Source organism: Rhodococcus sp. NPDC060086 (assembly GCF_042730275.1).
Classification (GTDB): Bacteria; Actinomycetota; Actinomycetes; order Mycobacteriales; family Mycobacteriaceae; genus Rhodococcus.
The window spans coordinates 87,210-112,211 of sequence record NZ_JBHWWZ010000008.1; the positions used below are offsets into that span (position 1 = coordinate 87,210).

Below are 25,002 nucleotides of genomic sequence, written 5' to 3' on the forward strand. Positions count from 1 at the left end.
CGTCAGGATCTCAACCGCGTCCGCAAGGCGATCCATCCGGCTTCCGCGAGTCGAGGCGCCGCCACCGCCACGCGACGCGGGCGGGATACATGTGCGCGTTCGTGGAGCACGCGGTATCCGCTCTCCTCCACCTTTCTCAGGATGTCGCGGTACAGGACGAATGCGGTGCGCATCCCAGGACGAACACCGGGGTCCAACATGTCGATCCCCGGCGCTGCCGTCCGGTACACCGCTCGGGTGTGGGCGATCAGGTGGGCGAGTGCCCGCTCGAGCCTCGGGTCGCTACGGCCGGTCGCCCGGCAGTGGCGCAGCAGATCTTCGTCGACGCCGAAGGCGTTCAGCTCGTCGGTCGGCAGATAGATGCGATCGCGGTCGAGGTCCTCGCCCATGTCCCGGATGAAGTTCGTCAGCTGGAAGGCTTCACCCAGCGCGACCGCAGGCGCGGCTGCGAGGGCAGGATCGGCTTCCGTACCCAGGATGGGGAGCATCTGCAGGCCGATGACGGCAGCAGATCCGTACATGTACTCCGACAGCTCGTCGAGCGTGCGGTACCGCGAGCGGAACATCTCGGTTCCGGGAATGTCCATCCTCATCGAGTGCAGGAAGGCGTAGTAGTAGTCGTGTGCGATGCCGTAGCGCGCTGTAGTGTCCACCAGTGCCCGGAGAACCAGATCGGACCTGCTGTCGCCCAAGGGTTTTCCGTCGAAGGCAGCCCTGATGTGGCGTTCGAAGGCGTCGAGTTTCGCGATCGCGATGTGGTCTGCTTGCGTCGGTGCAGCATTCGACGCCTCGACCGGGGCGTCGTCGAGGTCCGAGTCGGCCTCTCCCGCATCGACATCCACGATGTCGTCGACCATCCGCGCGAAACCGTAGAGTGCGTGCACTGCGGCCCGCTTCTCGGCAGGAAGCAGCCGGGTGGCGAGGAAATACGTCTTCCCGTGCTGCTCGTTCAGCTCCCGGCACACGCGGTATGCGGTGTGCAGCCGGGGATCGATTCCGTCGAGTTCACGCATGATCGACACCGGCCTCGGAGAACGCGAACGATGTGTCCTTGCCCGACCCGGTAACGCGCTCCGCGGCGAGTCTTCCAGAGATGAGGACGGTGGGAACGCCGACACCCGGGGTGGTACCGGAGCCGGCGAGGACCACGTTGTCGACACCTCGGACGAGATTCTTGCGGCGGAACGGACCTGTCTGACGGAACACGTGCGCCGAGGAGAACGGGCTGCCCTCGAGCATCCCCTTGTCCGACCAGGTCTGCGGTGAATCGAGTCGATCGACGACCATCGAGGACGACAGGCCGTGGTAACCGCGCTGTTCCAGAACCGCTTGGATCTCACGCATGTAGGGGACGGCCAGGCTGTTCCAGTCCAAGGGCGCGCTCGAAAGGTTCGGGCACGGTGCGAGGATGGAGACCGGCTCGCTCCGGTCTTCGCCGCGATCGACGCACAGCGAAGGATCGGTGACTGCCGGCCGTGTGATCAGCAGCGACGGATCCTCCATCAACTGCCCGCGGCCCCGGCGTGCCGTGATGCGCGCAAAGGTCTCCGACCACTGCTCCCCGAAGTCGATGGTGTGGTGTGCTTGCGACGGCCACGACTGCGTCACCCGGGTCGGAACCGTGCCGTGAAAGACGACGGCCGACGGGGAGACCACGGCGTAGCCACGTTTCCGACCCGCGGACGTCACCCCAGCACGGTCGAGCAGTCGGTCGACCACCGGCAGGTCGGTGGTGAGCACCAGTGCATCGCACGCAAATCGTCGACCGTCCGCGGTGCGGACACCTGTTGCGCGTCGGTTCGCGATGTCGATGTCGGATACTTCGGTGCCGGTGTGCAAGATCCCTCCGTGGCGTCTGAATGCGTCGGCCATCGCGTCGGCGATGCGCGACATGCCACCCAGAGGGAAGTAGACGCCGAGGGACGTGTCCATGTGTGCAATCGCGCCGTAGACGCCCAGTGCGGTCGACGGAGACGTCCCTGCATACAGTGCCTGGAACGTGAAGATGCGTCGGAGGCGTCGGTCGTCGACGAACGACCCTACCCGCGAGCCGAGGCGCCCGAAACCGCCCAGACGAGCCAACGTCGCCGTATTGCGCAACGCCGCTGGGGACGACACGAGATCGAGCGGTGAATCGAAGTTCGAATCGATGTAGCGATCGAACTCCGCGTCGAAGATCGACGCAAGCCATCCTCTGAGTTTCCGGTAGCCGACGGCTTCGTCCGGGCCGCAGACCCTTTCGACTTCGGCGGCCATGGTATCGGGGTCCTGGTACACGTTCAGGGAGGTGTCGTCGGCGTAGCGCGCGTGGTAGCTGGGCGAAAGCTTCGCCAAGGTCAGCGCGGGCGTGGTCGATGCGAACGATTCGCCGACAGCGGCGAGGGCGTCGGCAATAAGATCGGGCATGGTCAGGACGCTTGCGCCGTTGTCGATGTCGTAGAGCGGACGGCCGGTGTCGTCGAGTACCCGATAGGTCCCGACTCGGCCTCCGATCGTGGCCTCGCGTTCGAGGAGGGTAACGGTCTTGCCTGCGCCGGTGAGATGAAGTGCAGCCGCAAGACCGGCCAGCCCTGCTCCGACCACGACGACCGAATCGACGTGCCCGCGCACCGCCTTCATGCTCGACCGCCCATCGTGAGTACCGTCATTCGTCGGTGCTGGTCACCGGCAAAGTCGAAGGGCGACATCTCATCTCTCATTTCTCGTCTCTCGGCGCGTGCAGTGGTCGACTCTTCCACGACAGTTGGTTCCGTGAGCGACGCCGGTGCGAGTCGAGAACCAAGGTCGCGAAGAGGGCGGTGGATACCGGGTGGGCCCCGGCGTACACGGTGTGTCGAACGATGCCGGGCCCGCCCGCTTCGGACCGTGCCGACGAGGTACGGGCAACGACAGCGGCGAGGTAGCCGACAGCCCCCAGCCGACGTGTGCTGCCCGATCCCAGAAGAGCAGCAGCAGGAGGCAGGAGGTATGCGATCAGTGCTGCGCCGAGCACGGCTGCTGAACCTGCCTTCCCGCCGAACGAAGACCACAGCCACCGCGTGTACCCCGCCCGGAGTTCGGTCCAACTGCGGTACATCCGGCAGCTGACGAAACCCGCGCCCGACACCAGGACGGTTCGACGGCCCCTGCGGCGAAGGGCGCGGGCGATATCGAGATCCTCGGTAGGACTCGACGCGACCGATTCGTGCCCACCGATCTGCCGGTATGCGGCGGTGTCGAACATCAGGAATTGGCCGCAGGCCACCGCCAGCGAAGCCCGCAAGGACCGATTCGACAGGGGAACAAAGAGACTCGACATCCACGAGAAGCTCAGCATCGGCTGGAGCAACCGCTCGGAGACGCCGAGCGCATGTTGTTCGGGCCAGGGACATACCAGTGCCGCGTGATGCGCACGTAATGCGGTGACGGCCGCCGCAATCGCATCGGTGGACAGTCGGACGTCGGCGTCGACGAAGGCGATCACTTCGGCACGCGGAGCCGCGGTGAGCGCAATGTCGGCGAGGGTTCGGCATGCTGCTGACTTTCCGGTCCAGCCCGGGCTCGGCTCGGCATCGTTGGAGACGACGGTGACGCGTGGATCTCCGTCGGCCGCGCACAGGGCAGCAGCGCGGGTCTCATCGCTGGAAGCGTCGTCCAGGACGAACACCCGGAGCTCGCCCGCATAGGTCTGTGCCCGCAGATCGGTGATGAGTCGCGGCACGGTCTCCTGTTCGTTCCTGGCCGGTATGCACACCACGACGGACTCGTATGTCGAGGCATTGTCAGGTCGTCGTAGACGGGGCATGAACAGCGTGTTCGCGATCGATGTGACCGCAGACAGACCGGCGAGCACAGCGCCGGCCGCAGTCAGTCGGTGCACGGCGCGCGCCGCCGGGTGTCGCCGCGTGGACGGAGTCGACTCGCTCATGCCTGCACCGGTACCTTCCGGCGCTCTCGGAACCATGTCGCTACCAGAGGAATCCCGACCACACCCATGACACAGAATCCGTAGATCGCCGAGTATCGCAGTTCGTCGCCTTCGAGGAAGGCCGCGTGAGCCAGGGCCGACCCGAGCCACGTCCACAGGAAGAGAGCCAACGGCGCAGCATCGGAGATGCGCCGATCAGCCGTTGACGACATATCGACACGCCGACCCACGTATTCCATGATGGCCGCCATCAACAATGCGGTGAGTATCCACCCGAGATAGTTTGTGTACGGGATCGAGGGTATGCCGGGAAGGCCCGGATTTCCGGAGGTCCATGTCCATTGGCCGTCGGTGACCATCTGGGTGTCCAGATACAGATCCCAGCCGACCATTCCGATGGCCGCGAGCGCGATCCGGTAGACGGCGTGCCGATCCTGTGGGACGCGACTGCGTTCGATCAGATACGACACGGCACACCACACCGGATAGAACCCGGCTGTCCATGCCAGGGGAACGATGGCCGGGACACCCAGAATGTCGGGTCCCAGCCGGTCTGTGGCATAGAAGTAGCTTCCGAACGGGACACTGGTTGCTGTACCGAGGAGTTCGATGGCGATGCCCAGTCCCGCGGTGGCCCCCAAGAGCACCAGTGCCCATACGGCCCCCCGCCTGAGTACGGCGTGGACGAGTACAGCAGCGGCGAGCAGGACGACCACGGCGATCGTGACCATGTCACGAGTGGTTCCGGTCGTGAGGGGATACGCGATCTGGGTCAGCACCGCGCACACGACCAGGGCCCAGACCAGGCGGATCATCGGGCCTCGCTTCCGAAGGAATGCTGTCGAGCCGGCCGTACCGCAGGGACTTGGGGCAGACTCGGCAGGTTGATCATTGCAGCCGCCGATCGTCTGCTGCCCCCGTATCCGGGGATGCTCCCTCGATCAGGTCGTGCGAGTCGGACCGTTCGACGCGTGCGGTCGCTTCCATGAACAACTGAAGGAACCCGATGCCCGCGGCGTGGCCGCCCGGATCGTCGTCGTGAGGGAATTCATCGGGAGAAGGTGTCATGGTGAAGACTCCTGCTGTGCGCGCATGAAGACCGCTCCTTATGGGTTCCGCCGGGCCGACATGGTTCGGCCCGGAGACGGCCGTGCACCGTCTGGGAGCGATTCGGTGCCGGGACACACCCGGATGGGTGGCACCTCGAGAATATTTCACCGGTCGTGATCAGTGCATGGACGAACAAGCCCTGCGCGGCTACGTCCCCTCACGCGTGGTTGTCTTGACAGCGTGATGGCGAAGTGGATGCGGGTCGGTGCGGGGATCTTCGCGTGGCTCGCTACGGTGACCGGTGCTGCTGGGGCAGCGTTGCACTACAGCACCTCGTCGGCGCGGCTTCCGGTCCTTGCGGCATCGGCGGCGTCGTACATGATGATCGGTGCGGTGGTCGGTGCGGTGGTCTTCGCGCTACTGCGGTACCGGGTCGCTACTGCGGTGGCGGTGCTGGTCGTCCTCGCTGCGGTGTGGATTCAGGCTCCCCGGTACATCGGTGAGTCGGGAGGAGCCGGGGGAGACGCGCTCACGGTGATGCAGGCGAACATTCTCTTCGGAGAGGCAGACCCGATCACGGTGGTAGCCGAAGTGGAAGCGCGCCGCGTCGATCTGCTGACCGTGAGTGAGCTGACAGCCGAAGCGGTCGACGCATTTGCGAGCGAAGGCCTCGATCGAATCTTGCCGTATCACTTCGTCGTGCCGGAGCCCGGCGCGGGAGGGACTGGGATCTGGAGTCGTTTCCCGCTGTCCGACGAAGTCGAGTACGACGGATTCGTCATGAACCAGGTGTCGGCGACGGCAGACGTACCTGGGGCCGGGCCTGTCGCGGTCTATGCGTTCCATCCGGTGCCGCCGGTCTACAACACGGAAGTGTGGGCCGACGAATTGTCCCGTCTGCAAGAGATCCTCGAATCCGCGCCATCGGGGCCGGTGATCGTCGGCGCCGATTTCAATGCGACCTACGATCACGCGCAGTATCGTGCGATGCTGACCGGGCGCCTCCGAGACACCGCAGAGCAGGTCGGCGCGGGACTTCTGTTCACCTATCCGGCCGAGGCACGGCTTCCTCCAGTGGTCGGCATCGATCACATCCTCGTCGCGGGTGGCCGTGCGACATCGGTGGAGACGGTAACCCTCCCGGGATCGGATCACCGGGCGGTGGTCGCGCAGATCCGGCTCGACCACCACCCGGCGCACTCGGCTACTCCGTGATCCACGTACCGTCGAGGAGGGATGGGCCCCATGGCCTCCGCCTCGGACAGGTTGAGCCAGTCGGCTTCCGACGCGAGGTCGGCGCCACCGTTGGCCGAGTGTGACGGGTGATCCCTGCTGTCGGAGATGTTCGGTTCACATCGGATCCCGGTGCGGGCCGGCGAGCTGACCACCGTCCACGACGAGGGATGTGCCCGTGCAGTACGAACTCTCGTCCGACGCGAAGAACAGGACGGCGTTCGCGATATCCTCCGGCGTGCCGAATCGGGTGATCGGTTGCTTCTGGATCGCCGACTCGAGCCGCGCCTTCACTGCACCGGTGTGCTTGGCGGTCATCGGTGTCCGGATGAATCCGGGGTGGACCGAGTTGATGCGCACATTGTGGGGACCGCCTTCGAAGGCCACCGTCCTGGTCAGGCCCGTGACCGCGAACTTCGATGCTGCGTACGAGGTCATCCCTTCGACGCCGACGAGCCCGTCGATCGAGGAGATGTTGACGATGGAACCGCCACCGTTGGCGCCCATGATGGGTAGCGCGGCGCGGGTGCCCATCCACACCGACGAGAGATTGAGGTCGAGGATTGCTCGATGTCCCTCGTAGACCTCGTCGACGATCCTGCCGACACCGCGTCCACCGCCGGCGTTGTTGACCAGCACATCGAGCGGTGCGAAATGCTCGCTGGTCGTCGCCATCAGACGTTCCCAGTCGCTCTGGTCGGTGACGTCGGCGTGGACGAACAGTGCTGCGGAGCCCACTTCGTCGGCGACGCTCTTCCCGCGCTGGTCGTCGACATCGGCGATGACGACACGCGCCCCCTCGTCGGCGAACCGCCGTACCGATGCCTCGCCGATTCCGCTGGCACCTCCCGTTACCACGGCAACCTTGCCTTCGAGCCTTCCGCTCATGTCGAAATCCTCCTCGAGTGGGGTCCTACGGATGTACAGATCTGTGCGTTACTCACGCCATGAACGACCCGCCGTTGATCCGAACGACCTGACCGGTGACGAACGATCCTGCCCCCGAGGCGAGTTGAAGTGCCGCCAGTGCGATGTCGCGGGTGGTGCCGACGACCCCGAGCGGTGAGGCAGAGGCCATCTTCTCCACGTACGCTGCACGCCTGTCCTCGTCGACGGTGCCGTCGGTGTCGGTCCAATGCCGGTTGGTCATCCCCGTTTCGACCCAGCCCGGCGCGAGGGCATTGACGCGGATGCCGGACGGTGCGAGTTCCAGCGCGAACGTGCGCGTGGCCTGTACGACGGCCCCTTTGGACATCGCGTAGGTGATCCGTCCGGGGCTGGTGCGGTCGATGATGCTCGACGTGAGGTTGATGATGCTCCCACCGGACCTCATGACACGGCCCGCGGCCTGGCACGCGTAGAAGGTGCCGCCGACGTTGATCCGGAGCACCCGCTCGAGCTCATCTGGAGTCACGTCGAGGGCGTTCCGCATGATCATGATTCCCGCGGCGTTGACGAGGATGTCGAGCTGTCCGTACTCCGTGACGACGTCGTCGACCGCGCGCGATACGGCCACGGGATCGGATACGTCCAGTGTGCTCGTCGCGATCGGGGTTTCCTGTTCTTCACCCTGTTGGCGCGTCTCTGCGAGACCCGCGTCGTTCACATCGGTGGCGACGACGTGCGCGCCCGCCGCGGCGAGCACGAGCGCGGTCTCACGGCCGATGCCGTTGCCGCCGCCGGTGACGAGTGCGACTTTGCCGGTGACGAGGAATGCGTCGGTGATCGAGGTCATCGAGTCCTCAATCCTGCGACGCAGTGGAGAAGGCGGCGTTCCGCCCGATGTGCTCTTCCTTCATGCCCCAGGGGCTCATAGTCAGCGCTCCTCCGTCGACGACCAGGGTCTGACCCGTGATCTTCGCGGAGAGGCGCGACGCGAGGAACAGCACTGCGTCTGCGATGTCGCGGCCGCGCGGTGGTGCGAGGGCGTTGACGACGTCCTCGCCGAAGGGGACCTCCGGGAGATCCCAGTTGCCGCCGCCGACATTGCCGGGAGCCACCGCGTTGACCCGAACTCCGTCCTTGCCGTACTCGTCGGCGAAGGTCTTCACGAGCGACATGACGCCGGCCTTCGCGGCACCGTATGCAGCATGGAATCGCGACGAACCGAGTCCGTCCACCGAGGTCAGCGCCATGAGCGAGCCGCCCTGCTCGTTGGCCGCCAGGTAGGGGACGGCTGCCTTGAAGACGTAGAAGACCTGCGTGAGATTGACGAGAAGCTGTGCGTTCCACTCCTCGTCGGAGAACTCGGCGGCCTTGCCCCACATGGCCTGCCCGACGATGTCGACGCAGACATCGAGGCCGCCCATGCGGGCTGCGGCCTCGTCGACCGCGCGACGGGCCTGATCGGACTCGAGCACGTCGGCAACGATCGCGAACGCCGTGCCGCCCTCGTCGGTGATCTCACGGACGATCTGATCGGCCCGCTCGGCGTTCTTGTCGACGCATGCAACGGTGGCGCCGGCGCGTGCCAGTTGCAGCGAGGAGCCGCGTCCGTGTCCGGCGCGTGACGGCACGAATCCTGCGCCGATGACGATCGCGCGGGCGCCGTCGAGTCCTAGATCGATCATGTGTGGCCAGCTCTCTTTTCAGTAGAAGGTCGAGTCAGGACGCGGTGACGAACGAGGCGCGTCCGTCGGACGTGCGGGCGTGAGAACCGGTCCGGGTGAGAATGAAATCGTCGCGCTCGAAGTTCAGGAAGCGTGTTCCGAGATCGAGTCCCGGCAGAGGAGTACTCGTGCTCAGTCGACCGTGCTCGTTGACGTAGTAGTTCTTTTCCGGGTTCGCGGCGGGGTCGAGCCAAATCATCTTGCGCGCCGTCTCGTCGACCGCGTTGTTGTATTCCCAGAACGCTGCCTCCGTGACCTCGGCGCAGTCGTCCCCGCCCTCGATGACGGCAACCATCACCCGGGCGATGTAGCCGACCCAGGATTCCATCCAGGCGGGAAGCCCGCCGACCCCGATTCCACCACCCGTTGCCGGTTGCGCGTTCGGACCGTAGAGCACGAACAGATTCGGGAACTGCGGAACGGCGAGGCCCTGGAAGGCGCGCGGGCCTCCCTCCATGTTCCAGCGATCCTCGATGTGCACGCCGTCGCGGCCGCGGAAGTCCATGGGCCAGAGCCACTTCGTCACCTCGAAACCGACTGCGGTCAGGACGATGTCGACATGTCGCTCGGTACCGTCGGCGGTGACGATGGCGGTGTCGGTGAACCTCGTGATCCCGTCCGTCACCAGGTCCACGTTGTCGCGGGCGAGCGATCGGTACCACTTGTTGTCGACCACCGGACGTCGCGCGGCAGGGGTGTAGTCGGGAACGAGTCGCTCGACGAGGTCGGCTCGGTTGTTGACCTGCCTGCGGATGTACTGGGTCAGGTTCTCCCGGAGCTTGTCGTTGCTCTCACTGAAGTGGCCTCCGGCAGCACGCCATTCGGGATCGGGCGTAATCGTGCCGCGGGGGTCGGCGGGTTTGAGCGCGGTGGTACGAGCCCAGTTCCAATAGTGTGGGATGTTGTCGAGCACCCATCGCATTTCCTCGGTCACCGGTTCGCCGTAGCCTTCGCGCGGTGCGATCCACTGGGGGGTCCGCTGGAACACGTAGACCTGGTCGGCGTCCTCGGCGATCCGGGAGAGCAGCTGGACACCGGTGGAGCCGTTGCCGATGATCGCTGCGGTCTTGCCCTTGACGGTGTGCTGCTCGGTCCATCCCGTCGTGTGGAGGACTTCGCCGGTGAAGCTGTCGATGCCTTCTGTGTCCAGCTTCTTCGGCGTGGAGAAGAGCCCGGTCGCGGTGACGGCGAAGTTGCAGGTCACGGTCTCCGTTTCGCCGGACGCGTCCGCCACGCGTAGCGACCACAGGGACGAGTGCTCATCGAACTCGGCCGCCTGCACCTCGTGCTCGAACCGGATATGGTCGTACACGCCGTACTTCTTCGCGACCGTCTCGATGTAGTGACGCACCTCGGGTTGGCGCGCGAACTGCTCGGACCAGGGGTAGTTCTTCATGAAGCTGTATTCGTACGTGGTGCTGGCGGTATCGACGCGTGCGTCCGGGTAGGTGTTGATGGCCCAGGTTCCCCCGACGTCCGGACGTCGTTCGTAGATCACGTACGGGATCCCGAGTTGCTCGAGTTGCACACCCATCGCGACGCCGCACAGTCCGGCGCCGGTGATGACGACGCGGAAATCGTCCGCGCGTGGAGGGCGCTCACCGGTCCACTGTGCGAAGACCGGAAACTCCTCCAGCGCAGGCATTGTGCGGGCGACGACGAACTCGTCGTCGGTGAGTTCCTGGCCGAGTGCGATCTCCATCATCGTGCGAATCTCGTCCTCCCCCAGCTCGCGGGGGACGTATGCGGAGGCGCGGCTCGCGAGGAACTCTTCGGCCTTTCGGAAAAGTTCCTCGCGTGATTCCTCGGCGATCGTCATCTCGAACGCGGCTCCGCTACGAATCGGTACCAATTCGAGTTTCATCGCCGCGAGGGCAGGGTCGCCGGTGGCGTGGAGCAAGGACAACCGCAGGGCGTGGAGGTTCGAACTGGCGAGGGCCTTTCGAATGAACGATTTTTGTTCCACCGAAGTCTCTTTTCAGTATTTCGAAAACTGTTTCAGGACTTGATGGATTACGCTAGCGTCAGCTCTCATCAGCGTCAACGATCTTCAGAAAAAGGACGTGAATGGCTCTCTCGGCGCGGCGCGCACTGCAGGTGCTGGATTTTCTGACCGCGAATCAGCGGGGCACGTTCACTCTGAGCGAGCTGTCCCGGGTGCTGGCTGTGAGTCCCGGATCGATGTTCGCGGTGCTCAAGGTGATGGCCGACGAGGGTTACGTCTCGCGGCATCCGCGTCACAAGACGTACACGCTCGGCCCGGCCGCTGCGGCAGTCGGTCACGCGGCGGCCGACGCGCATCCCGTCATCGAACTCGCTCGACTCGAGATGGTCGATCTGGCCGAATCCACGGGCTTCGAATGCTCGGGCACCGTCCAGGTCGGCAGGGATGTGCTCTGCATTGCGGTGGAAGGGAAGCCGACGGGTCGATCTGTCGAGCTGGCGCCGGGGCAGCGAATACCGCTGCAACCGCCGATCGGGCAGCCCTTCCTGGCGTGGATGCCGCCCGTCGAGGGGCGCGATTGGATCACCGAGCTGCCCGAGGATCTGCAGGAACGCGTGGCCGACTATCTCCGCTCCCACGGGCCGGTCGTGCGGCAGCGAGGGTACTCGGTCGGTCTCGACGACCTGCGCCCCGACCGCCCGTCGGTGTCGCAGAAACTCGCGGAACACCCGAACGATGCAGGACTGCGAGAATCGCTGCTGCAACAGTTCTTCGAAGAGTTGCCCGACTATGCGGTGCTGGAGTTCGAGCCGGACGTCGTGTACAACGTAGGAAATATTGCGGTTCCGGTATTCGATCCCGATGGGCGCGTTGCGTTCTGCCTGACGCTTCTTCATCTCGGGGAGATGACAGGCAGGGCGATCCCGGCTGCTGCGCAGCCTGTTATTGCGTCGGCTCAGCTGCTGACACGGCAGATCGGTGGCCGTGCGCCGAACCATGACTGGGCCGAGTCACTCTGACCGATGCCACAACGAGGACGGATATGACCGAAGTTTCTTCGAGCCACGAGCGTCTCGACGTCGAGATCGAGGCGCTCGATTCTGCGCCCGTGCCGATCCTGCGGGTACGGCCGGCCGGTGCCCGCCCGGATGCGGCTCTGCTGCATTTCCACGGGGGCGGCTTCCGGAAGGGCTCACCGCAGATGTTTGCCGACAGCGTTGCCCGGATCGCGGCGGCGTGCGAAATCCAGGTGTTCGCGGTGGGCTACCGACTGTCCGGCGAGTGCGCGTTCCCCGGAGCCATGGACGACGCGGTCACGGCGTATCGGTGGGTCGCGGGCATGATCCCCGGCGAGCGCCTCGGGCTGTGGGGAGATTCTGCAGGCGGTGGACTGGCGGCTGCGCTGTTGCTGCGCCTTCGGCAACTCGAGATCCCGGGCCCTGCCGGCGCGTTTCTCTTCTCGCCGTGGGCCGATCTGCGGAACATCGCCGGAAGCTACCGCGAGAACAGGCGCACCGATGAGCGATTCTCGCTCGAGCAGGCGACAGAAGCGGCGGGCGCATACCTGTCGGGTCATCCTGCGGAGGATCCGATGGTATCTCCCGTGCTCGGCGACTGGACAGGGCAACCCCGACTTGTCGTGCAGTGCAGTGATTCCGAGGTGTTGCGGGACGACGCACTGTTGTTGACGCGAACGGCGGAGGACGCCGGGGTCGATGTGCGCGTGAAGGTGCACGAAGGCGTACCGCACATCTGGAACCTGTCCTATCCGGCGACGCCTGCGTCGGAGTCGGCGATTTCGTACATGGCCGAGCAACTCGAGGAGTTGTTCGGACGGAATTCGCGACGCTGAAGGCTTGCCTGCAGCCGCTGGGAGAATTATGTTCTCCTGGTGCTGGATCTGCATTCTGGCGAAGAGTGAGGGAGTCGGGTTGGCGACGATCGACATGGACGGGGTTCGCGAAGTCGGGCGCGAACTGAGCAACTGGGGTCGCTGGGGTGACGGCGACCAGCGCGGCACGCTCAACCTCCTCACGCCGGCGAAGGTCCAGGAAGCTGCCGCGACCGTCCGGCGCGGGGCGTCGTTCTCGCTGTCGATGCCCGCCGACGAGCACGGACCGCACGACATCCGGACCAGCGGGCGCTTCAACCCGATCCATACCATGACTCGATATCGCGGTGACATGCCGAAAGGTCAAGTGCTCGAGGTGTGTTCGTCGGAAGACATGCTGATCCTCGGGACCCATTCGACGACACACTTCGATGCACTCGCGCACGTCTGGTACGACGATCTGCTCTACAACGGATTCCATCACGACACCGCTGTCACCGCGTGGGGTGCTGAACGCTGCTCGATCCAGAACCTGGTGGCGGGGGTCGTGTCTCGCGGCGTGCTGTTCGACGTGCCGCGGCACTTCGGCGTCGACTACCTTTCGCCCGGCACGCAGATTACACCGGAGATACTCGACGCTGTACTGGGAGAAACCGGAATCACCGTGTCCGAAGGCGACATCATGCTGTTGCGCACGGGAACCTATCCCCATCATCGACGGGGCGCCGACGTCGCACTCAGTGGGTCCCCGGGGCTCACATGGGAGTGCGCCCGATGGATCCGTGACCACGGCCTCGCGGCAGTGTGCGCAGACAACCTCGCGGTCGAGGCGCTCGGCGCGAATCCCGGCGGGCCGATGATTCCGTTCCACATGCTCGCACTCCGCGACATGGGCCTGCTCCTCGGCGAGATGTTCGACTTCGAGGAACTCGCCGAGGACTGTGCCGCGGACGGCGTGTACGAGTGCATGTTCGTAGCGTGCCCGCTCAACATCCCCGGTGGTGTCGGATCTCCGCTCAATCCGATCGCGGTCAAGTAGCGAGAGGATCCACAGCGCTCGCGGTTCCGATGACTATCGGATTTCGACACCCATCGATGCGGCGAGAGTCGGCCACGAGTTGCGCAGGTCGTCTTCCCAGTAGCCCCAGGAATGGGTGCCGGAAGATCCGAGATCTGCGGTCACCGGGATGCCCAGCTCGTCGAGTCGGTTCACCAGCTGTGAGGTGCAGATCTGGGTTGCTGCCTCGATGGCTCCACCGACCACGATCTGAGTGTTGAACGACTCGCCGGCAGCGCGTTCCTGTCCGGGAACGTCGTATACGCCGGGCAGGCCGTTGCGGCTCGCGAGATAGAGCTCCTTGCCGCGCAGGCCCTCGGCGTTGAGATAGACGTCGTGTTCGGCCCAACGGGGATCGCCGGCCGGCCCCCACATGTTGTCGGCGTTTCCCTTACCTCGACGTTCCACCACCAGCTTCACGTACTGCCGCCCGATGGTGTCGCTGGTGCGCACGCATCCGCTGAAGGCCGCGACACCTGAATACAGATCGCCGCTCCGGATCGCCAGATCCAGGGCGGATCCGGCGCTCATCGACATCCCCAAAATGGACTGGACGCCGTTCGCTCCCAATTCTGCGTCGATCACCGGCGGCAATTCCCGGGTCAGGAACGTCTCCCACTTGTTGCGCCCGAGCACAGGATCGTCCTCGGCCCAGTCGGTGAAATAGCTGAAATTGCCGGTAGCCGGTATGACGACATTGACGTTCTTGTCGGAGTAGAACTCGGCGATGTTGCTGCTCTCGATCCAGCCGGTGCCCTCGATGACTCCGACGCCCGCCCCACCCAGGGCGTAGAGAACCGGTCGCGGTGCGCTGTCGTCGGCGGGTCGGAGTACATCCAGCGGGACGACGGTATCCATTGCGGGCGAATACACGTCGACCCTCCAACGCTGCTCGCTGATCGGAGTCACGCTATCGACGTACGCGGTGGAGGGTGCGGGAGTCGCCGCGGCGCTACCTGCACCGGCCAGCGACGCAGCAGCCGCGGCGACAGCAAGTGCGGCGATCGTGCGATGCACGCGGCGAGACAAGGAGGATCGATTCATGAGGGGGTCCTTCGACATCCGGGATGTTGCTGAGTCGTCCCCCCGGCATCGACCCTTGTGATGTCCGAATTCTACCCGCACCGAATCGGTGTTCGTCATCGGGTGAGCGAGGAGTCACCCACGGTGTTCCGTGGGTGACTCCTCGTTGCCGATCGAAGCGGACGTCGGTGATCAGAGTGACAGGATCGACGCCGCCGCAGTGCCCGGTGCGCCGTAGACCTGTGCGAGGCCGACGCGCGGATTGCCGGGAACCTGACGTTCGCCGGCGGTGCCGCGGAGCTGGTGGACGAGCTCGTGCACCTGGCGGATACCCGACGCGCCGATGGGTTCACCGTTGGCGATGAGGCCGCCGTCTGTGTTCACGGGCAGCGAGCCGCCGATCTCGGTGGCACCCTCGGCGATCAGCTTCTCCTGGTCGCCGTCGGCGCACAGGCCGGTCTCGGCCATGTGGATGACCTCGGCGCCTGCGTCGGTGTCCTGCAACTGTGCGACGTCGACGTCCTCGGGACCGATGCCCGCGGCCTCGTACGCGGCCTTCGCTGCATACACGGTGGGGGAGACGTCCTCTTCGGTCGCCGCCCATGTCGCGTGGACTTCGTAGGCGCCGTACGTTCGGGTGCGGATCGCCGTCGACCGCAGGTATACGGGCTTGTTCGACGAGAACTTCGCGGCGAGATCGCCACGGCACATGATGACCGCTGCCGCGCCCTCGTCCGGGGCACAGAACATCTTGGCGGTCAACGGGTAGTTCAGCATCGGTGACGAGAGGATCTCCTCGATGCTGAACTCGGTGCGGCGGAACGCCTTCGGGTTCTTGCCGCCGTTCCGGAAGTTCTTCGCCGCGACACGGGCCAACGTCTCGTGCGAGATGTCGTGGTCGATCACGTACCGGTTGGCCTTCATGCCGAAGAACTTGGTCGTGACGAACTGCCCGTTCTCGGCGTACCAGCCCGGGAGGCCGAGCATCGCCGGGTCGGCGGTGAAGGCGCCGCGGGGGTGCTTGTCGGTGCCGACGGCGATACCGATGTCGTACTTGCCGGAGCGGATACCGTCGGCGGTCTGCTCGATCGCGCTGGCAGATGTGGCACACGCGTTGAACACGTTGGTGAACGGAATGCCGGTCAGGCCCACCAAACGGGTGACGGCGTCGGTGTTGTCCACCTCGTAGCTGCCGCCGATGCCGAATTGGATGTCTTTCCACGCCACGCCCGAGTCTTCGAGTGCGAGCTGGATCGCGTCGGCGGCCATCTCGATGGCCGACTTGGCGCCGAATCTGCCGAACGGGTGAAGGCCCACACCGATGATGGCAACGTCGTTCATAGTTCTAGGACTCCTCGATCAGGTGTAGGTGGATCAGATCGGCGCGAATGCCCACGTGACGATGTCGGTTCCCTCGTCGTCCGTGTAGAAGGGCACGAAGGTGAGTTCGAGTTCCATGCCGGGCTTCAGCTTCTCCGGATCGTTCTCGGTGAGACGGGCCTCGACGCGAACCACATCGCCCAACTGGACGAGTCCGAAGGCGAACGGTTCGAAATTCTCGGCGGTCTCACTTCCCGCGTAGGGCTGCTTGGGAACGAATCCCTGCGTCGTCCATGCCACGAGGGTGCCGCGGCGGGGGAGCAGCAGTTCGGAGACGTCGGCCCCGCTGCAGCGGGGGCACCGGGACTGCTGTGGCCACGTGGTCGCCGAACAGTCGCCGCAGTGACTGCCGATCAGCTGCGGATCCTCCGCCGGCCATGTGGATACCTCGGGCGCGAGCGCCTTCGTCGTCATATGTCGTCCTCCATTGTCCGATGCCGTCGCGTCGCTTCCTGCCGCATACCGGCATGGTGTTCACGTTAGACGGAAATGCCATTCTCTACAATGAGAGTGTGCTGTTCGGATCGGCACCTGCCATGGACGCATGGTGATCCGAGTGGAAGACGAAGACTGAACCCGGGTGGTCGAGCGTGCGTGTCCCGAGTGTGGATTCGATCCGGAAGCGGCGGAATTGCACTCACGGACCGGCCGGCGAGGTGACGGTGCGAGGTTCACCGCCGGCGCTCTCGCCCTGTATTTCCCCCACGAGCACGTCCATCATCTGCGGGATGTGGAGTAGCAGAGAATTCTGGTAGAACCTGTTCCAATTTTCCTGATTTGTGGCTAGTGTCACCTGCACAAGCTGCAATGTGATGGAGGGCGTAGCCAGATGAAGACCAAGGGTGCACTGCTGTGGGGGCTCAACGAGGCGTGGTCGGTCGAGGAGATCGAACTCGGCGATCCGATCGCGGGGGAAGTGCAGATCCGCATGGAAGCCGCCGGTATGTGCCACTCGGACCACCACATCGTCACCGGCGCGACTCCGATGCCGTCCTATCCGGTGATGGGTGGTCACGAGGGATCGGGTGTCATCACCAAGGTCGGCGACGGTGTGGTCGGATTCGAGGTGGGCGACCACGTCGTCCTGTCGTTCATTCCGGCGTGTGGCCGGTGTCCGTCGTGCGCGTCCGGGCAGTCGAACCTGTGTGACCTCGGCGCGGGGCTGCTCAGCGGCCAGTCGATCTCGGACGGCAGCTACCGCATCCAGGCGCGCGGCGAGAACGTCATCCCGATGTGCCTGCTCGGCACCTTCTCTCCCTACATGACTGTCAATCAGAGCCAGGTCGTCAAGATCGGCAAGGACATCCCGTTCGAACTCGCGGCACTCGTGGGTTGCGGCGTACCCACGGGCTGGGGATCCGCGACCCATATCGCGGACGTGAAGGCGGGGGATTCGGTCGCGGTCATCGGTATCGGCGGCGTCGGAATGAGCGCCCTTCAGGGCGCGGTCGCTTCCGGCGCCCGCCACGTGTTCGCGATCGACCCGGTGCCGTGGAAGCGCGAGCAGGCCCTGAAGTTCGGCGCCACCCACACGTACGCCTCGATCGAAGAGGCGATCGTGCCGATCATGGAGATCACGTGGGGCAAGATGTGCCAGAAGACGATCATCACGGTCGGCGAAATGACCGGTGATCTGGTCGATCCGTCGCTCACCCTCACGGCGAAGGGCGGCAAGTGTGTCGTCACCGCGATGGGATTCATGGCCGACATGGACGTCAAGCTGAACTCGTTCCTCTTCGCCATGCTGCAGAAGGATCTCAAGGGGAACATCTTCGGCGGGTGCAATGCGCGCGTCGACATCCCGAACCTGCTGGACCTGTACCGGTCCGGTCAGCTCAACCTCGCCGACATGGTCACGCGCACGTACAACCTCGAGCAGCTCAACGACGGCTACAAGGACATGCTCGACGGCAAGAACATCCGCGGCGTCATCCGGTACACCGAAGCCGACTGGTGACGAGGCACGTCTGTGTGGGCGATCTCGCAGGCTGATCGGTTGCCCTAGTCTATTCTGGTGCGCAGCCTCTCTCTGATCTCCGACTGGCCCGTCGATCACGCCGCCGGCGCGGTTCTCACCCGCGACGGCGGCGTTGTGGGATCCGTGGGCGATCTCGCCGAGGTGTATCCCCTCGCATCCGTGACCAAGCCTCTGGTCGCCTACGCGCTGCTCGTCGCAGTCGAAGAGGGCGCCGTCGAACTCGACCAGCCCGCGGGCCCGCCAGGGTCGACGGTGCGTCACCTGCTCGCGCATGCGTCAGGGCTGGCGTTCGGAGACCGGACCGTCCAGAGCGAACCGGAGCGCAAGCGCATCTACTCGAGCGCCGGATTCGAGGTGCTCGCGGAGCTGGTCGAGGCCGAGACCGGTATCGGCTTCGCCGAGTATCTTCACCAAGCAGTGTTCGAACCGCTCGGGATGCGGGCGTCGACTTTGTCGGGGTCCGCAGGCCACGGCGCGAGCTCGTCGACACAGGACCTGACCCGCTTCGCCGCGGAGCTGTTGGATCCCGTCCTGGTGTCGCGCGAAACCTTCGACGAGGCGACCCGGGTGCAGTTTCCCGGATTGAACGGAATCGTGCCCGGATACGGAATGTTCAAACCGAACGAGTGGGGTCTCGGTGTCGAACTGCGAGGGGAAAAGAATCCGCATTGGACCGGGACGGGGAATTCCCCTCGGACTTTCGGTCATTTCGGTCAATCCGGAACATTTATCTGGGTCGATCCCGAAATCGAAACCGCCTGCGTAGTCCTCACAAATCGGGCATTCGGTGACTGGGCGAAACCGCTGTGGTCGGAGTTCAACGACGCCGTTCTGGGTGAAATCACAAAAACCTCTGCCGTTCGCTAGCGAAACACGCGCAACACCGGCACACTATCGGATAGTCGCATCGCGTCGCCTTTGTTGAAGAGGTCGTTGGGGAAGACGTCCTCGTCAGATCGGAGATGAATGTATGCGCGCATCTAACCAGTTCGCGGATGCGACGACCGGGGTGGTCTACGTCCATTCGTCGCCGGCTGCGGTGTGTCCGCACATCGAGTGGGCGCTGGCGTCCACACTGGAGAGCCGCCCCGATCTGACGTGGACGGGGCAGCCCGCCGGCGCGGGTCTGCTGCGCACCGCAGTGGACTGGATCGGTCCGGTCGGTACCGCGGCGCGGTTGGTCGAAGCGCTGCGGGTCTGGCCCATGCTCAGGTTCGAGATCACCGAGAACCCGAGCGAGGGCGTCGACGGTGAGCGGTACAGCTATGTTCCTCACTTGGGGCTGTGGCGCGGTAACACCAGCGCGAACGGCGATGTCGTGATCGGCGAGATGCGCCTGCGCGCGATGCTCGCCTCGGCCGATGTCGAGGGCGAAATGCACCGTTCACTCGGAACGGCATGGGACGACGAACTCGAGCCCTACCGAAGCGGAGACGACGGTGCGCAGGTGACCTGGCTTCGCCGCGACGTCGGGTGACCGAGGTTCGTCAGCGGAACTACAGCGGAATGTTCTTGTGCCGACCGCGGCGCGCCGGTGCTGCTGCCAAGGCTGCCGCAAGCGTGCTGCGAGTCTTCGACGGCTCGATCATCTCGTCGACCACGCCGATCGTCATGGCCCGGCCGACACCGCCTGCGAGAGCTTCGTGTTCGGCCGCCAGGCGATCGTGGAACGCTTCGCGTTCGTCGTCCGGTGCGGCGGCGAGCGCCTTCTTGTGCAGGATGCCCACGGCAGCCTTGGCGCCCATGACCGCCACCTCCGACTCGGGCCACGCGAACACTGCGGTTGCGCCCAGTGCACGCGAGTTCATGGCGATGTAGGCGCCGCCGTAGATCTTGCGGGTCACAAGTGTCACGCGCGGCACCGTGGCCTCGGCGAAAGCGTGCAGAAGTTTGGCACCGCGCCGGACGACTCCGTTCCATTCCTGGCTCACGCCGGGCAGATAACCGGGAACATCGACGACCACCACGAGCGGCACGCCGAACGCATTGCACATGCGCACGAACCGGGCCGACTTCTCGGCGCTCTCGGAATTGAGGCAGCCGCCGAGGCGCAGCGGATTGTTGGCGATGACACCGACCGTGCGGCCTCCGAGTCGTCCGAAGCCTGTGACGACGCTGCGCGCCCAGCCGCCCTGGAGTTCTTCGAAACTCGATTCGCCGTCGACATTGTCGAGCAGTTCGTGGACGATCGGACGCACATCGTAGGCGCGACGCGCGGACTCGGGCATCAAGGCACGGAGATCGGTGTCGCCGAGTTCGGCGGCAGCAACATCGAACTCGCCCTGCTCCGTGAGCATCGACACCAGGCGGCGCGCGCGATGGAGCGCATCCTCCTGATCGTGTGCCGCGATGTGTGCGACGCCGGACTTCTTGGTATGGGTGTCGGGCCCGCCGAGCGACTCCATGTCGACCTGCTCACCGGTGACGCTCCGCACCACGTCGGGACCGGTGACGAACACGCGGCCTTCCGGAGCCATGATGACGATGTCGGTGAGAGCAGGACCGTACGCGGCGCCGCCCGCGGCGAATCCGAGGACGACGGAAATCTGAGGGATGTATCCCGATGCGCGGACCATTGCCTCGAAGACGAGGCCGACCGCGTGGAGCGCCTCGACTCCTTCGGCGAGGCGCGCGCCGCCGGAATGGAACAGGCCGACGATCGGATGTTCGTTGTCGATCGCGTTGTCGATGGCGTCGACGATGTGCCGGCACCCTTCGACGCCCATCGCACCGCCCATGACGGTCGCGTCGGAGCAGTAGGCGACGGTGCGGACACCGTCGATGCGACCGATCGCGGCAAGGACGCCGGAGTTGTCGCGTGGATGGAGCAGCTCCACCGAGCCCGGATCGAACAGCTTCTCGAGGCGGGCCAGCGGATCACGTGGGTCCAATGCGCTGTCGCGCTGCGTGGCCGGATCCAGAATTGTCATCGGGTGCTCCTCGGGCGAAACGCGGTGGTGTGGTGCGGTGGAGGCTCCGAGGGGGAACCTCCACCGCGTGCGCGGCGTAAGCCGGTCGGGTCAGGCCCGACCGAACGCGAGGGCAACGTTGTGCCCACCGAAACCGAACGAGTTGTTCAACGCGAAATCGATCTGTCCGTAGCGCGGCTCGCCGTGGACCACATCCAGGTCGATGTCTGGATCCTGGTTCTCGAGGTTCAGCGTGGGGGGGATGACTCCCTCACGCAGGGCCAGGACCGTGAGTGCTGCCTCGAGCGCACCGACAGCGCCGATCGAATGTCCGAGTGCGGACTTCGGTGCGTAGATCGCGGCGTGATTTCCCACCGCTGCGCCGATGGCCTTGGCCTCGGCGATATCGCCGATCGGGGTAGCCGTCGCATGTGCGTTGACGTGCCCGATGTCGGACTTGGACAACCCGGCGGTTTCGATCGCCCGGGTCATCGCACGGGCAGCGCCCGTACCGTTCGGATCGGGAGCCACGATGTGGAACCCGTCCGAGGTGATACCGGAGCCGAGTACGCGAGCGTGAATCGTCGCGCCCCGGGCCTTCGCGTGCTCCTCCGATTCGAGGACCATCAGTGCGCCGGCTTCGCCGAAGACGAATCCGTCGCGGTCCTTGTCGAAGGGGCGGGATGCGCCCTGAGGGTCGTCGTTGCGGGTGCTCAGCGCGCGCATCATCGCGAAGCTGGCGGTGGCAACCGCATCGAGTCGTCCCTCGACGCCGCCGGTGACGACGATGTCGGCGTCGCCCATCGCGATCATCCGGTGGGCGTTCGCGATGGCCTCGGATCCGGACGAGCATGCCGAGACAGGTGTCAGGACCCCTGCACGAGCACCGAGTTCGAGGCCGACCGTGGCCGCCGGGCCATTGGGCATGACCATCTGCACCACGAACGGCGACACCTTGCGGTATCCACCGTCGCGGAGCTTGTCGACGGCGTCGATGAGGGCATCGCCGCCGCCGAGCCCGGTGCCGATGACGACACCGAGACGGTCCTGGTCGACCTCCGGGCTACCGGCGTTCGACCAGACCGTGCGGGACAGCGTCAGTGCGAGCCGTTCGACGAAACTCATCCGCCGGATCTCGACCCGCGACAGCGACTCGTCGGGGTCGACCTTCAGCGTGCCGCCGATGCGGACGGGAAGGTCGAATTCGTCGACGAATCCACCGAGGGTGCCGATCCCGCTCTCGCCGGCGAGGAGTCCCTTCCATGTGGCATCCACATCACCTGCGATCGACGTCGTGGTCGCGAGAGCCGTGACGACGACGTTTCGTAGAGTCCGAGGAGAAGGGGAGGTCACGGCTGTGCTCATTCGCCGTCGTTGGTGGCCTGAACGCCCTCGGCCTCGAGCTTCTGGATGTACGAGACTGCGTCACCGACGGTGCGCAGGCTGGCGAGATCCTCGTCGGGGATCTTCACGCCGTACTTGTCTTCGGTCTGGACAGCGATCTCGACCATCGAGAGCGAGTCGATGTCGAGGTCGTCCACGAAGGACTTCTCGACGGTCACCTCGGAGGGCTCAATACCGGTGACCTCTTCGATGATCTCAGCGAGACCGGTGATGATTTCTTCCTGGGTGGCGGCCACTGCGTGGCTCCCTTCTGGGGTTTGTCGACTGTGTCGTGTGAAACCGGTCCGTACGGATGTCCGTCCCGGTGCCCGGGATGTCCCGGAGTTCTTGAGGTGCCCGTACTGCGCACGGCGCGCGCAGCAACCTAACCGAGAACCAGCGTTTCGGCCAATGTGTCGATGTCCGCAGGGGTCTTGAGCGCGGTGTTGGGGGTGCCGCGCATCTCGCGCTTGGCGATACCCACCAGCGTTCCTGCCGGAGGCAATTCCACCACGGCGGACACCTGGGCGGACTTCAGGTAGGCGGTGCACAGGTCCCAGCGGACAGGTCGGGTGACCTGTGCTGCAATCCGTTCGAGGGCGTCGGCCCCGGAGGTGGCGAGTGCACCGTCGAAGTTGGACAGCAGAGGGCGCGTCGGATCGCCGGGTGTGATCTTCGCCGCTGCAGCCGTGACGGCGTCCTGTGCCGGGGCCATGAACCGTGTGTGGAAGGCACCGGCGACCGGAAGCGACCGGATGCGTGCCTTCGCGGGCGGGTTCGCAGCGAGTTCTTCGAGCGCATCGAGGCGTCCTGCAGCGACGATCTGGCCCGCCGCGTTCATGTTGGCAGGTGTCAGGTCGAGCTCTCCGAGCCGGGCGAGCACCTCGTCCTCGGAGCCGCCGAGGACGGCGGACATCCCGGTGGGTTCGAGAGCGCATGCCTTGGCCATTTCGGCGCCACGGATCGCGGCGAGGGAGACGGCTTCGTCGGCGGTGATGACACCGGCAACGGCGGCGGCAGCGAGCTCACCGACCGAGTGGCCGGCCGAGATCGTGTCCGCAGCGATCAAGCCGCGGGCTTCCAGCGCCTCGAATGCCAGCAGTGCCGTGGCAACGACGAGCGGTTGGGTCACGGCGGTGTCGGTGATCTCCTCGGCGGTGGCAGTGGTGCCGAGCCGTTCGAGATCGAGCCCCGACGCCTTCGACCAGAGCTCGATTCGATCACGAGCGCCGGCCTGCTCCAACCACGGAGCCAGCATTCCTGGTGTCTGAGACCCCTGACCCGGGGAAAGCAGCGAAATCACGATGATCAGAGAACACCCTGAAGGCACTCCTCCGAGATGTCGGTGGGAATGAAAGGTGAGAGCAGGATTTGTAGGGTTCCTACAAATTCCCACGTCGGCGTTCTCCATCGGAAGCTCGCCCGTAACCGTTACGTGTCCTGTTCCCGGAATGTGAATCGTGTGACTGGTGGTGTGGGCGATCTTAGTTCGTTATGACTTTGTGCCAGTCGACCTACGGTTGCCGCGACTCGGAGCACGTACGCATCACGCGGATTTGTCGGGTCCCGACCCGTTACCTCGGTGATTCGCCTCAATCTGTACCGGACGGTATTTGGATGAACAAACAGCTTTCGGGAGCAGGACTCGACAGCACCCCCACTGTCGAGGTAAGCGTCCAACGTGTCGGAAAGGGACGAACCGGCGGCGGCGAGGGGTACCACGACTTCGTCCTCGAGCGCCGTGATCGCCCCCGGATCCCCCAGGAGCGCACGTTCGGGTAGCAACTCGGTCGCGTGCACCGGGCGAGGAGCACCCGGCCAGCCGACCACGGCCTCCATTCCAGCCATCGCCTCGACCGCCGACGCGTGTGCCGACGCGAGCGTCGGTGTGGTCGGGCCGATGACGACGGGACGGCCCGAGAAGCTGTACATGAGCTCGTTCCGGAACGCGACGGCCTCCGGACCACCGTGGAGCTCCCCGCTGACCACCATCACCAGATGCTCGCCCTGCACGACCGCCAATGCCGCGCGGCCGTGTGCCCGGGCGATCGTATGCACCGTCGTCACCGCGGACACGCCTTCCTCGGGCGGGGGAGAGCCGATGAGGACGGTGGCAGGTGCGGTCGCATCCCAGTTGAGGGTGGCTGCACGGGACTGCATGTCGGATCCTGTGTCCCCGCGGACCACCGCGTCGACCACCAGTGCCTCGAGACGGGTGTCCCAGGCGCCCCGCGACTCCGCGGCGCTCGCGTACACCGAGGCAGCCGCGAACCCCAGCTCACGGCCGTACCGGAGAATTGCCTCGGTCAGGGCGATGAGTTGTTCCTCGTTGCGGGCGAGCGCCGGCAGCCACTGTTCGAAGAACTCCATGGCTGCCCGAACCATGTCGACGGTCTGCCGGAAGGTGAGCTTCCGCGCCAGATCCTGCGGAATGGCCTGGAAGGCGTCGAGGCTGAACGTGATGTCGCTGTCGGGGTTGCGCACCCATTCGAGGAAATCGACCACCGACGTCTGGATGATCAACTGAACATTCGAACGCTGCGACGCGTCGAGGTCTGCGAAGAACGGCAACTGCTCCTGCATGACGTGCACGGCCTCGGTGGACATACGCCCCGAGAACTGCTTGACGCGCCGCAACAGAGCATCGGGCAGCGGTGCCGGTTCCGGGCGTTGCGGTGGCATCGGACGTCCAGTGAA

General features: G+C 65.2%; 24 protein-coding genes. 7 read left to right on the plus strand and 17 right to left on the minus strand.

The genetic code is table 11. From position 1 onward, the window contains the following. Window positions 1–2: 2 nt before the first annotated feature. The 5 genes from ACFWB0_RS07515 to ACFWB0_RS07535 all read right to left on the minus strand — a co-directional run bounded on the left by ACFWB0_RS07515 (window position 3) and on the right by ACFWB0_RS07535 (window position 4,975). Window positions 3–1,013 (minus strand): phytoene/squalene synthase family protein, encoded by a 1,011-nt coding sequence (locus ACFWB0_RS07515; protein ID WP_378489808.1) that lies wholly within the window; start codon window positions 1,011–1,013, stop codon window positions 3–5. Continuing rightward, window positions 1,006–2,619, minus strand: a complete 1,614-nt coding sequence (crtI, locus tag ACFWB0_RS07520; RefSeq protein WP_378489809.1) for a phytoene desaturase family protein — start codon at window positions 2,617–2,619, stop codon at window positions 1,006–1,008. The genes ACFWB0_RS07515 and crtI overlap by 8 nt, the downstream gene beginning before the upstream one ends. A 76-nt stretch (window positions 2,620–2,695) precedes the next feature. Continuing rightward, the gene (locus tag ACFWB0_RS07525) at window positions 2,696–3,907 is read right to left on the minus strand and encodes a glycosyltransferase (protein WP_378489810.1); all 1,212 of its coding nucleotides are present in this window, start codon (window positions 3,905–3,907) and stop codon (window positions 2,696–2,698) included. Further along, window positions 3,904–4,722: a carotenoid biosynthesis protein gene (locus ACFWB0_RS07530; RefSeq protein WP_378489811.1), complete on the minus strand. Its 819-nt coding sequence runs from the start codon at window positions 4,720–4,722 to the stop codon at window positions 3,904–3,906. The genes ACFWB0_RS07525 and ACFWB0_RS07530 overlap by 4 nt, the downstream gene beginning before the upstream one ends. Before the next feature lie 73 nt (window positions 4,723–4,795). After that, the gene (locus tag ACFWB0_RS07535; RefSeq protein ID WP_378489812.1) at window positions 4,796–4,975 is read right to left on the minus strand and encodes a hypothetical protein; all 180 of its coding nucleotides are present in this window, start codon (window positions 4,973–4,975) and stop codon (window positions 4,796–4,798) included. Between the two features lie 225 nt (window positions 4,976–5,200). Between ACFWB0_RS07535 and ACFWB0_RS07540 the strand changes: the two genes are divergently transcribed. Continuing rightward, on the plus strand, window positions 5,201–6,172 hold the full coding sequence (locus ACFWB0_RS07540; RefSeq protein ID WP_378489867.1) for an endonuclease/exonuclease/phosphatase family protein: 972 nt from the start codon (window positions 5,201–5,203) through the stop codon (window positions 6,170–6,172). Between the two features lie 135 nt (window positions 6,173–6,307). Here the strand turns inward: ACFWB0_RS07540 and ACFWB0_RS07545 are convergent, their stop codons facing one another. Genes ACFWB0_RS07545 through ACFWB0_RS07560 form a run of 4 tightly spaced genes read right to left on the minus strand, consistent with a single transcriptional unit; the run spans window position 6,308 to window position 10,765 of the window. Then, window positions 6,308–7,078, minus strand: coding sequence for an SDR family NAD(P)-dependent oxidoreductase (locus ACFWB0_RS07545; RefSeq protein WP_378489813.1), 771 nt, complete (start codon window positions 7,076–7,078; stop codon window positions 6,308–6,310). A 52-nt stretch (window positions 7,079–7,130) separates the two neighbouring features. Next, window positions 7,131–7,925, minus strand: coding sequence for an SDR family NAD(P)-dependent oxidoreductase (locus tag ACFWB0_RS07550; protein WP_378489814.1), 795 nt, complete (start codon window positions 7,923–7,925; stop codon window positions 7,131–7,133). A 7-nt stretch (window positions 7,926–7,932) separates the two neighbouring features. Continuing rightward, window positions 7,933–8,760, minus strand: a complete 828-nt coding sequence (locus tag ACFWB0_RS07555; RefSeq protein ID WP_378489815.1) for an SDR family NAD(P)-dependent oxidoreductase — start codon at window positions 8,758–8,760, stop codon at window positions 7,933–7,935. Window positions 8,761–8,794: 34 nt separating this feature from the next. Beyond that, window positions 8,795–10,765, minus strand: coding sequence for a flavin-containing monooxygenase (locus ACFWB0_RS07560; RefSeq protein WP_378489816.1), 1,971 nt, complete (start codon window positions 10,763–10,765; stop codon window positions 8,795–8,797). 101 nt (window positions 10,766–10,866) lie between these two features. On the opposite strand from ACFWB0_RS07560, the gene ACFWB0_RS07565 reads away from it, so the two are divergent. The 3 genes from ACFWB0_RS07565 to ACFWB0_RS07575 all read left to right on the plus strand — a co-directional run bounded on the left by ACFWB0_RS07565 (window position 10,867) and on the right by ACFWB0_RS07575 (window position 13,614). Continuing rightward, window positions 10,867–11,763: an IclR family transcriptional regulator gene (locus tag ACFWB0_RS07565; RefSeq protein ID WP_378489817.1), complete on the plus strand. Its 897-nt coding sequence runs from the start codon at window positions 10,867–10,869 to the stop codon at window positions 11,761–11,763. Between the two features lie 23 nt (window positions 11,764–11,786). Continuing rightward, window positions 11,787–12,596 (plus strand): alpha/beta hydrolase fold domain-containing protein, encoded by an 810-nt coding sequence (locus tag ACFWB0_RS07570; RefSeq protein WP_378489818.1) that lies wholly within the window; start codon window positions 11,787–11,789, stop codon window positions 12,594–12,596. A gap of 79 nt (window positions 12,597–12,675) precedes the next feature. After that, the gene (locus ACFWB0_RS07575; RefSeq protein WP_378489819.1) at window positions 12,676–13,614 is read left to right on the plus strand and encodes a cyclase family protein; all 939 of its coding nucleotides are present in this window, start codon (window positions 12,676–12,678) and stop codon (window positions 13,612–13,614) included. 33 nt (window positions 13,615–13,647) lie between these two features. Here ACFWB0_RS07575 and ACFWB0_RS07580 read toward each other — a convergent pair whose 3' ends face one another. The 3 genes from ACFWB0_RS07580 to ACFWB0_RS07590 form a co-directional block, all read right to left on the minus strand. Beyond that, on the minus strand, window positions 13,648–14,676 hold the full coding sequence (locus tag ACFWB0_RS07580) for an alpha/beta hydrolase (protein ID WP_378489820.1): 1,029 nt from the start codon (window positions 14,674–14,676) through the stop codon (window positions 13,648–13,650). Between the two features lie 171 nt (window positions 14,677–14,847). After that, window positions 14,848–15,996 (minus strand): thiolase family protein, encoded by a 1,149-nt coding sequence (locus ACFWB0_RS07585; protein WP_378489821.1) that lies wholly within the window; start codon window positions 15,994–15,996, stop codon window positions 14,848–14,850. A 33-nt stretch (window positions 15,997–16,029) separates the two neighbouring features. Continuing rightward, the gene (locus ACFWB0_RS07590; protein WP_378489822.1) at window positions 16,030–16,449 is read right to left on the minus strand and encodes a Zn-ribbon domain-containing OB-fold protein; all 420 of its coding nucleotides are present in this window, start codon (window positions 16,447–16,449) and stop codon (window positions 16,030–16,032) included. Window positions 16,450–16,864: 415 nt separating this feature from the next. On the opposite strand from ACFWB0_RS07590, the gene ACFWB0_RS07595 reads away from it, so the two are divergent. The 3 genes from ACFWB0_RS07595 to ACFWB0_RS07605 all read left to right on the plus strand — a co-directional run bounded on the left by ACFWB0_RS07595 (window position 16,865) and on the right by ACFWB0_RS07605 (window position 19,490). Next, entirely contained in the window at window positions 16,865–17,992 is a 1,128-nt protein-coding gene (locus ACFWB0_RS07595) for an NDMA-dependent alcohol dehydrogenase (RefSeq protein ID WP_378489823.1), read from the plus strand. A gap of 57 nt (window positions 17,993–18,049) precedes the next feature. Beyond that, a complete protein-coding gene (locus ACFWB0_RS07600) occupies window positions 18,050–18,880 on the plus strand; it encodes a serine hydrolase domain-containing protein (protein ID WP_378489824.1) in 831 nt (276 codons plus the stop codon). A 103-nt stretch (window positions 18,881–18,983) separates the two neighbouring features. Then, on the plus strand, window positions 18,984–19,490 hold the full coding sequence (locus tag ACFWB0_RS07605; protein ID WP_378489825.1) for a DUF3145 domain-containing protein: 507 nt from the start codon (window positions 18,984–18,986) through the stop codon (window positions 19,488–19,490). 19 nt (window positions 19,491–19,509) lie between these two features. Here the strand turns inward: ACFWB0_RS07605 and ACFWB0_RS07610 are convergent, their stop codons facing one another. The 5 genes from ACFWB0_RS07610 to ACFWB0_RS07630 form a co-directional block, all read right to left on the minus strand. Further along, window positions 19,510–20,943: an acyl-CoA carboxylase subunit beta gene (locus tag ACFWB0_RS07610; RefSeq protein ID WP_378489826.1), complete on the minus strand. Its 1,434-nt coding sequence runs from the start codon at window positions 20,941–20,943 to the stop codon at window positions 19,510–19,512. A 90-nt stretch (window positions 20,944–21,033) separates the two neighbouring features. Further along, on the minus strand, window positions 21,034–22,287 hold the full coding sequence (locus tag ACFWB0_RS07615) for a KasA/KasB family beta-ketoacyl-ACP synthase (protein ID WP_378489827.1): 1,254 nt from the start codon (window positions 22,285–22,287) through the stop codon (window positions 21,034–21,036). Beyond that, window positions 22,284–22,562: a meromycolate extension acyl carrier protein AcpM gene (gene acpM, locus ACFWB0_RS07620; protein ID WP_378489828.1), complete on the minus strand. Its 279-nt coding sequence runs from the start codon at window positions 22,560–22,562 to the stop codon at window positions 22,284–22,286. The genes ACFWB0_RS07615 and acpM overlap by 4 nt, the downstream gene beginning before the upstream one ends. Window positions 22,563–22,690: 128 nt before the next feature. After that, window positions 22,691–23,608 (minus strand): ACP S-malonyltransferase, encoded by a 918-nt coding sequence (locus ACFWB0_RS07625; RefSeq protein WP_378489829.1) that lies wholly within the window; start codon window positions 23,606–23,608, stop codon window positions 22,691–22,693. A 128-nt stretch (window positions 23,609–23,736) separates the two neighbouring features. Further along, complete coding sequence (locus ACFWB0_RS07630) at window positions 23,737–24,987, minus strand: PucR family transcriptional regulator (RefSeq protein WP_378489830.1); 1,251 nt, start codon at window positions 24,985–24,987, stop codon at window positions 23,737–23,739. Window positions 24,988–25,002: the final 15 nt, after the last annotated feature.

Coding starts and splice junctions, on each gene's coding strand:
- ACFWB0_RS07515 (WP_378489808.1), bottom strand. CDS start 1,013: ATGCGTGAACTCGACGGAATCGATCCCCGGCTGCACACCGCATACCGC.
- crtI (WP_378489809.1), bottom strand. CDS start 2,619: ATGAAGGCGGTGCGCGGGCACGTCGATTCGGTCGTCGTGGTCGGAGCA.
- ACFWB0_RS07525 (WP_378489810.1), bottom strand. CDS start 3,907: ATGAGCGAGTCGACTCCGTCCACGCGGCGACACCCGGCGGCGCGCGCC.
- ACFWB0_RS07530 (WP_378489811.1), bottom strand. CDS start 4,722: ATGATCCGCCTGGTCTGGGCCCTGGTCGTGTGCGCGGTGCTGACCCAG.
- ACFWB0_RS07535 (WP_378489812.1), bottom strand. CDS start 4,975: ATGACACCTTCTCCCGATGAATTCCCTCACGACGACGATCCGGGCGGC.
- ACFWB0_RS07540 (WP_378489867.1), top strand. CDS start 5,201: ATGGCGAAGTGGATGCGGGTCGGTGCGGGGATCTTCGCGTGGCTCGCT.
- ACFWB0_RS07545 (WP_378489813.1), bottom strand. CDS start 7,078: ATGAGCGGAAGGCTCGAAGGCAAGGTTGCCGTGGTAACGGGAGGTGCC.
- ACFWB0_RS07550 (WP_378489814.1), bottom strand. CDS start 7,925: ATGACCTCGATCACCGACGCATTCCTCGTCACCGGCAAAGTCGCACTC.
- ACFWB0_RS07555 (WP_378489815.1), bottom strand. CDS start 8,760: ATGATCGATCTAGGACTCGACGGCGCCCGCGCGATCGTCATCGGCGCA.
- ACFWB0_RS07565 (WP_378489817.1), top strand. CDS start 10,867: ATGGCTCTCTCGGCGCGGCGCGCACTGCAGGTGCTGGATTTTCTGACC.
- ACFWB0_RS07570 (WP_378489818.1), top strand. CDS start 11,787: ATGACCGAAGTTTCTTCGAGCCACGAGCGTCTCGACGTCGAGATCGAG.
- ACFWB0_RS07580 (WP_378489820.1), bottom strand. CDS start 14,676: ATGAATCGATCCTCCTTGTCTCGCCGCGTGCATCGCACGATCGCCGCA.
- ACFWB0_RS07585 (WP_378489821.1), bottom strand. CDS start 15,996: ATGAACGACGTTGCCATCATCGGTGTGGGCCTTCACCCGTTCGGCAGA.
- ACFWB0_RS07590 (WP_378489822.1), bottom strand. CDS start 16,449: ATGACGACGAAGGCGCTCGCGCCCGAGGTATCCACATGGCCGGCGGAG.
- ACFWB0_RS07595 (WP_378489823.1), top strand. CDS start 16,865: ATGAAGACCAAGGGTGCACTGCTGTGGGGGCTCAACGAGGCGTGGTCG.
- ACFWB0_RS07605 (WP_378489825.1), top strand. CDS start 18,984: ATGCGCGCATCTAACCAGTTCGCGGATGCGACGACCGGGGTGGTCTAC.
- ACFWB0_RS07610 (WP_378489826.1), bottom strand. CDS start 20,943: ATGACAATTCTGGATCCGGCCACGCAGCGCGACAGCGCATTGGACCCA.
- ACFWB0_RS07615 (WP_378489827.1), bottom strand. CDS start 22,287: ATGAGCACAGCCGTGACCTCCCCTTCTCCTCGGACTCTACGAAACGTC.
- ACFWB0_RS07630 (WP_378489830.1), bottom strand. CDS start 24,987: ATGCCACCGCAACGCCCGGAACCGGCACCGCTGCCCGATGCTCTGTTG.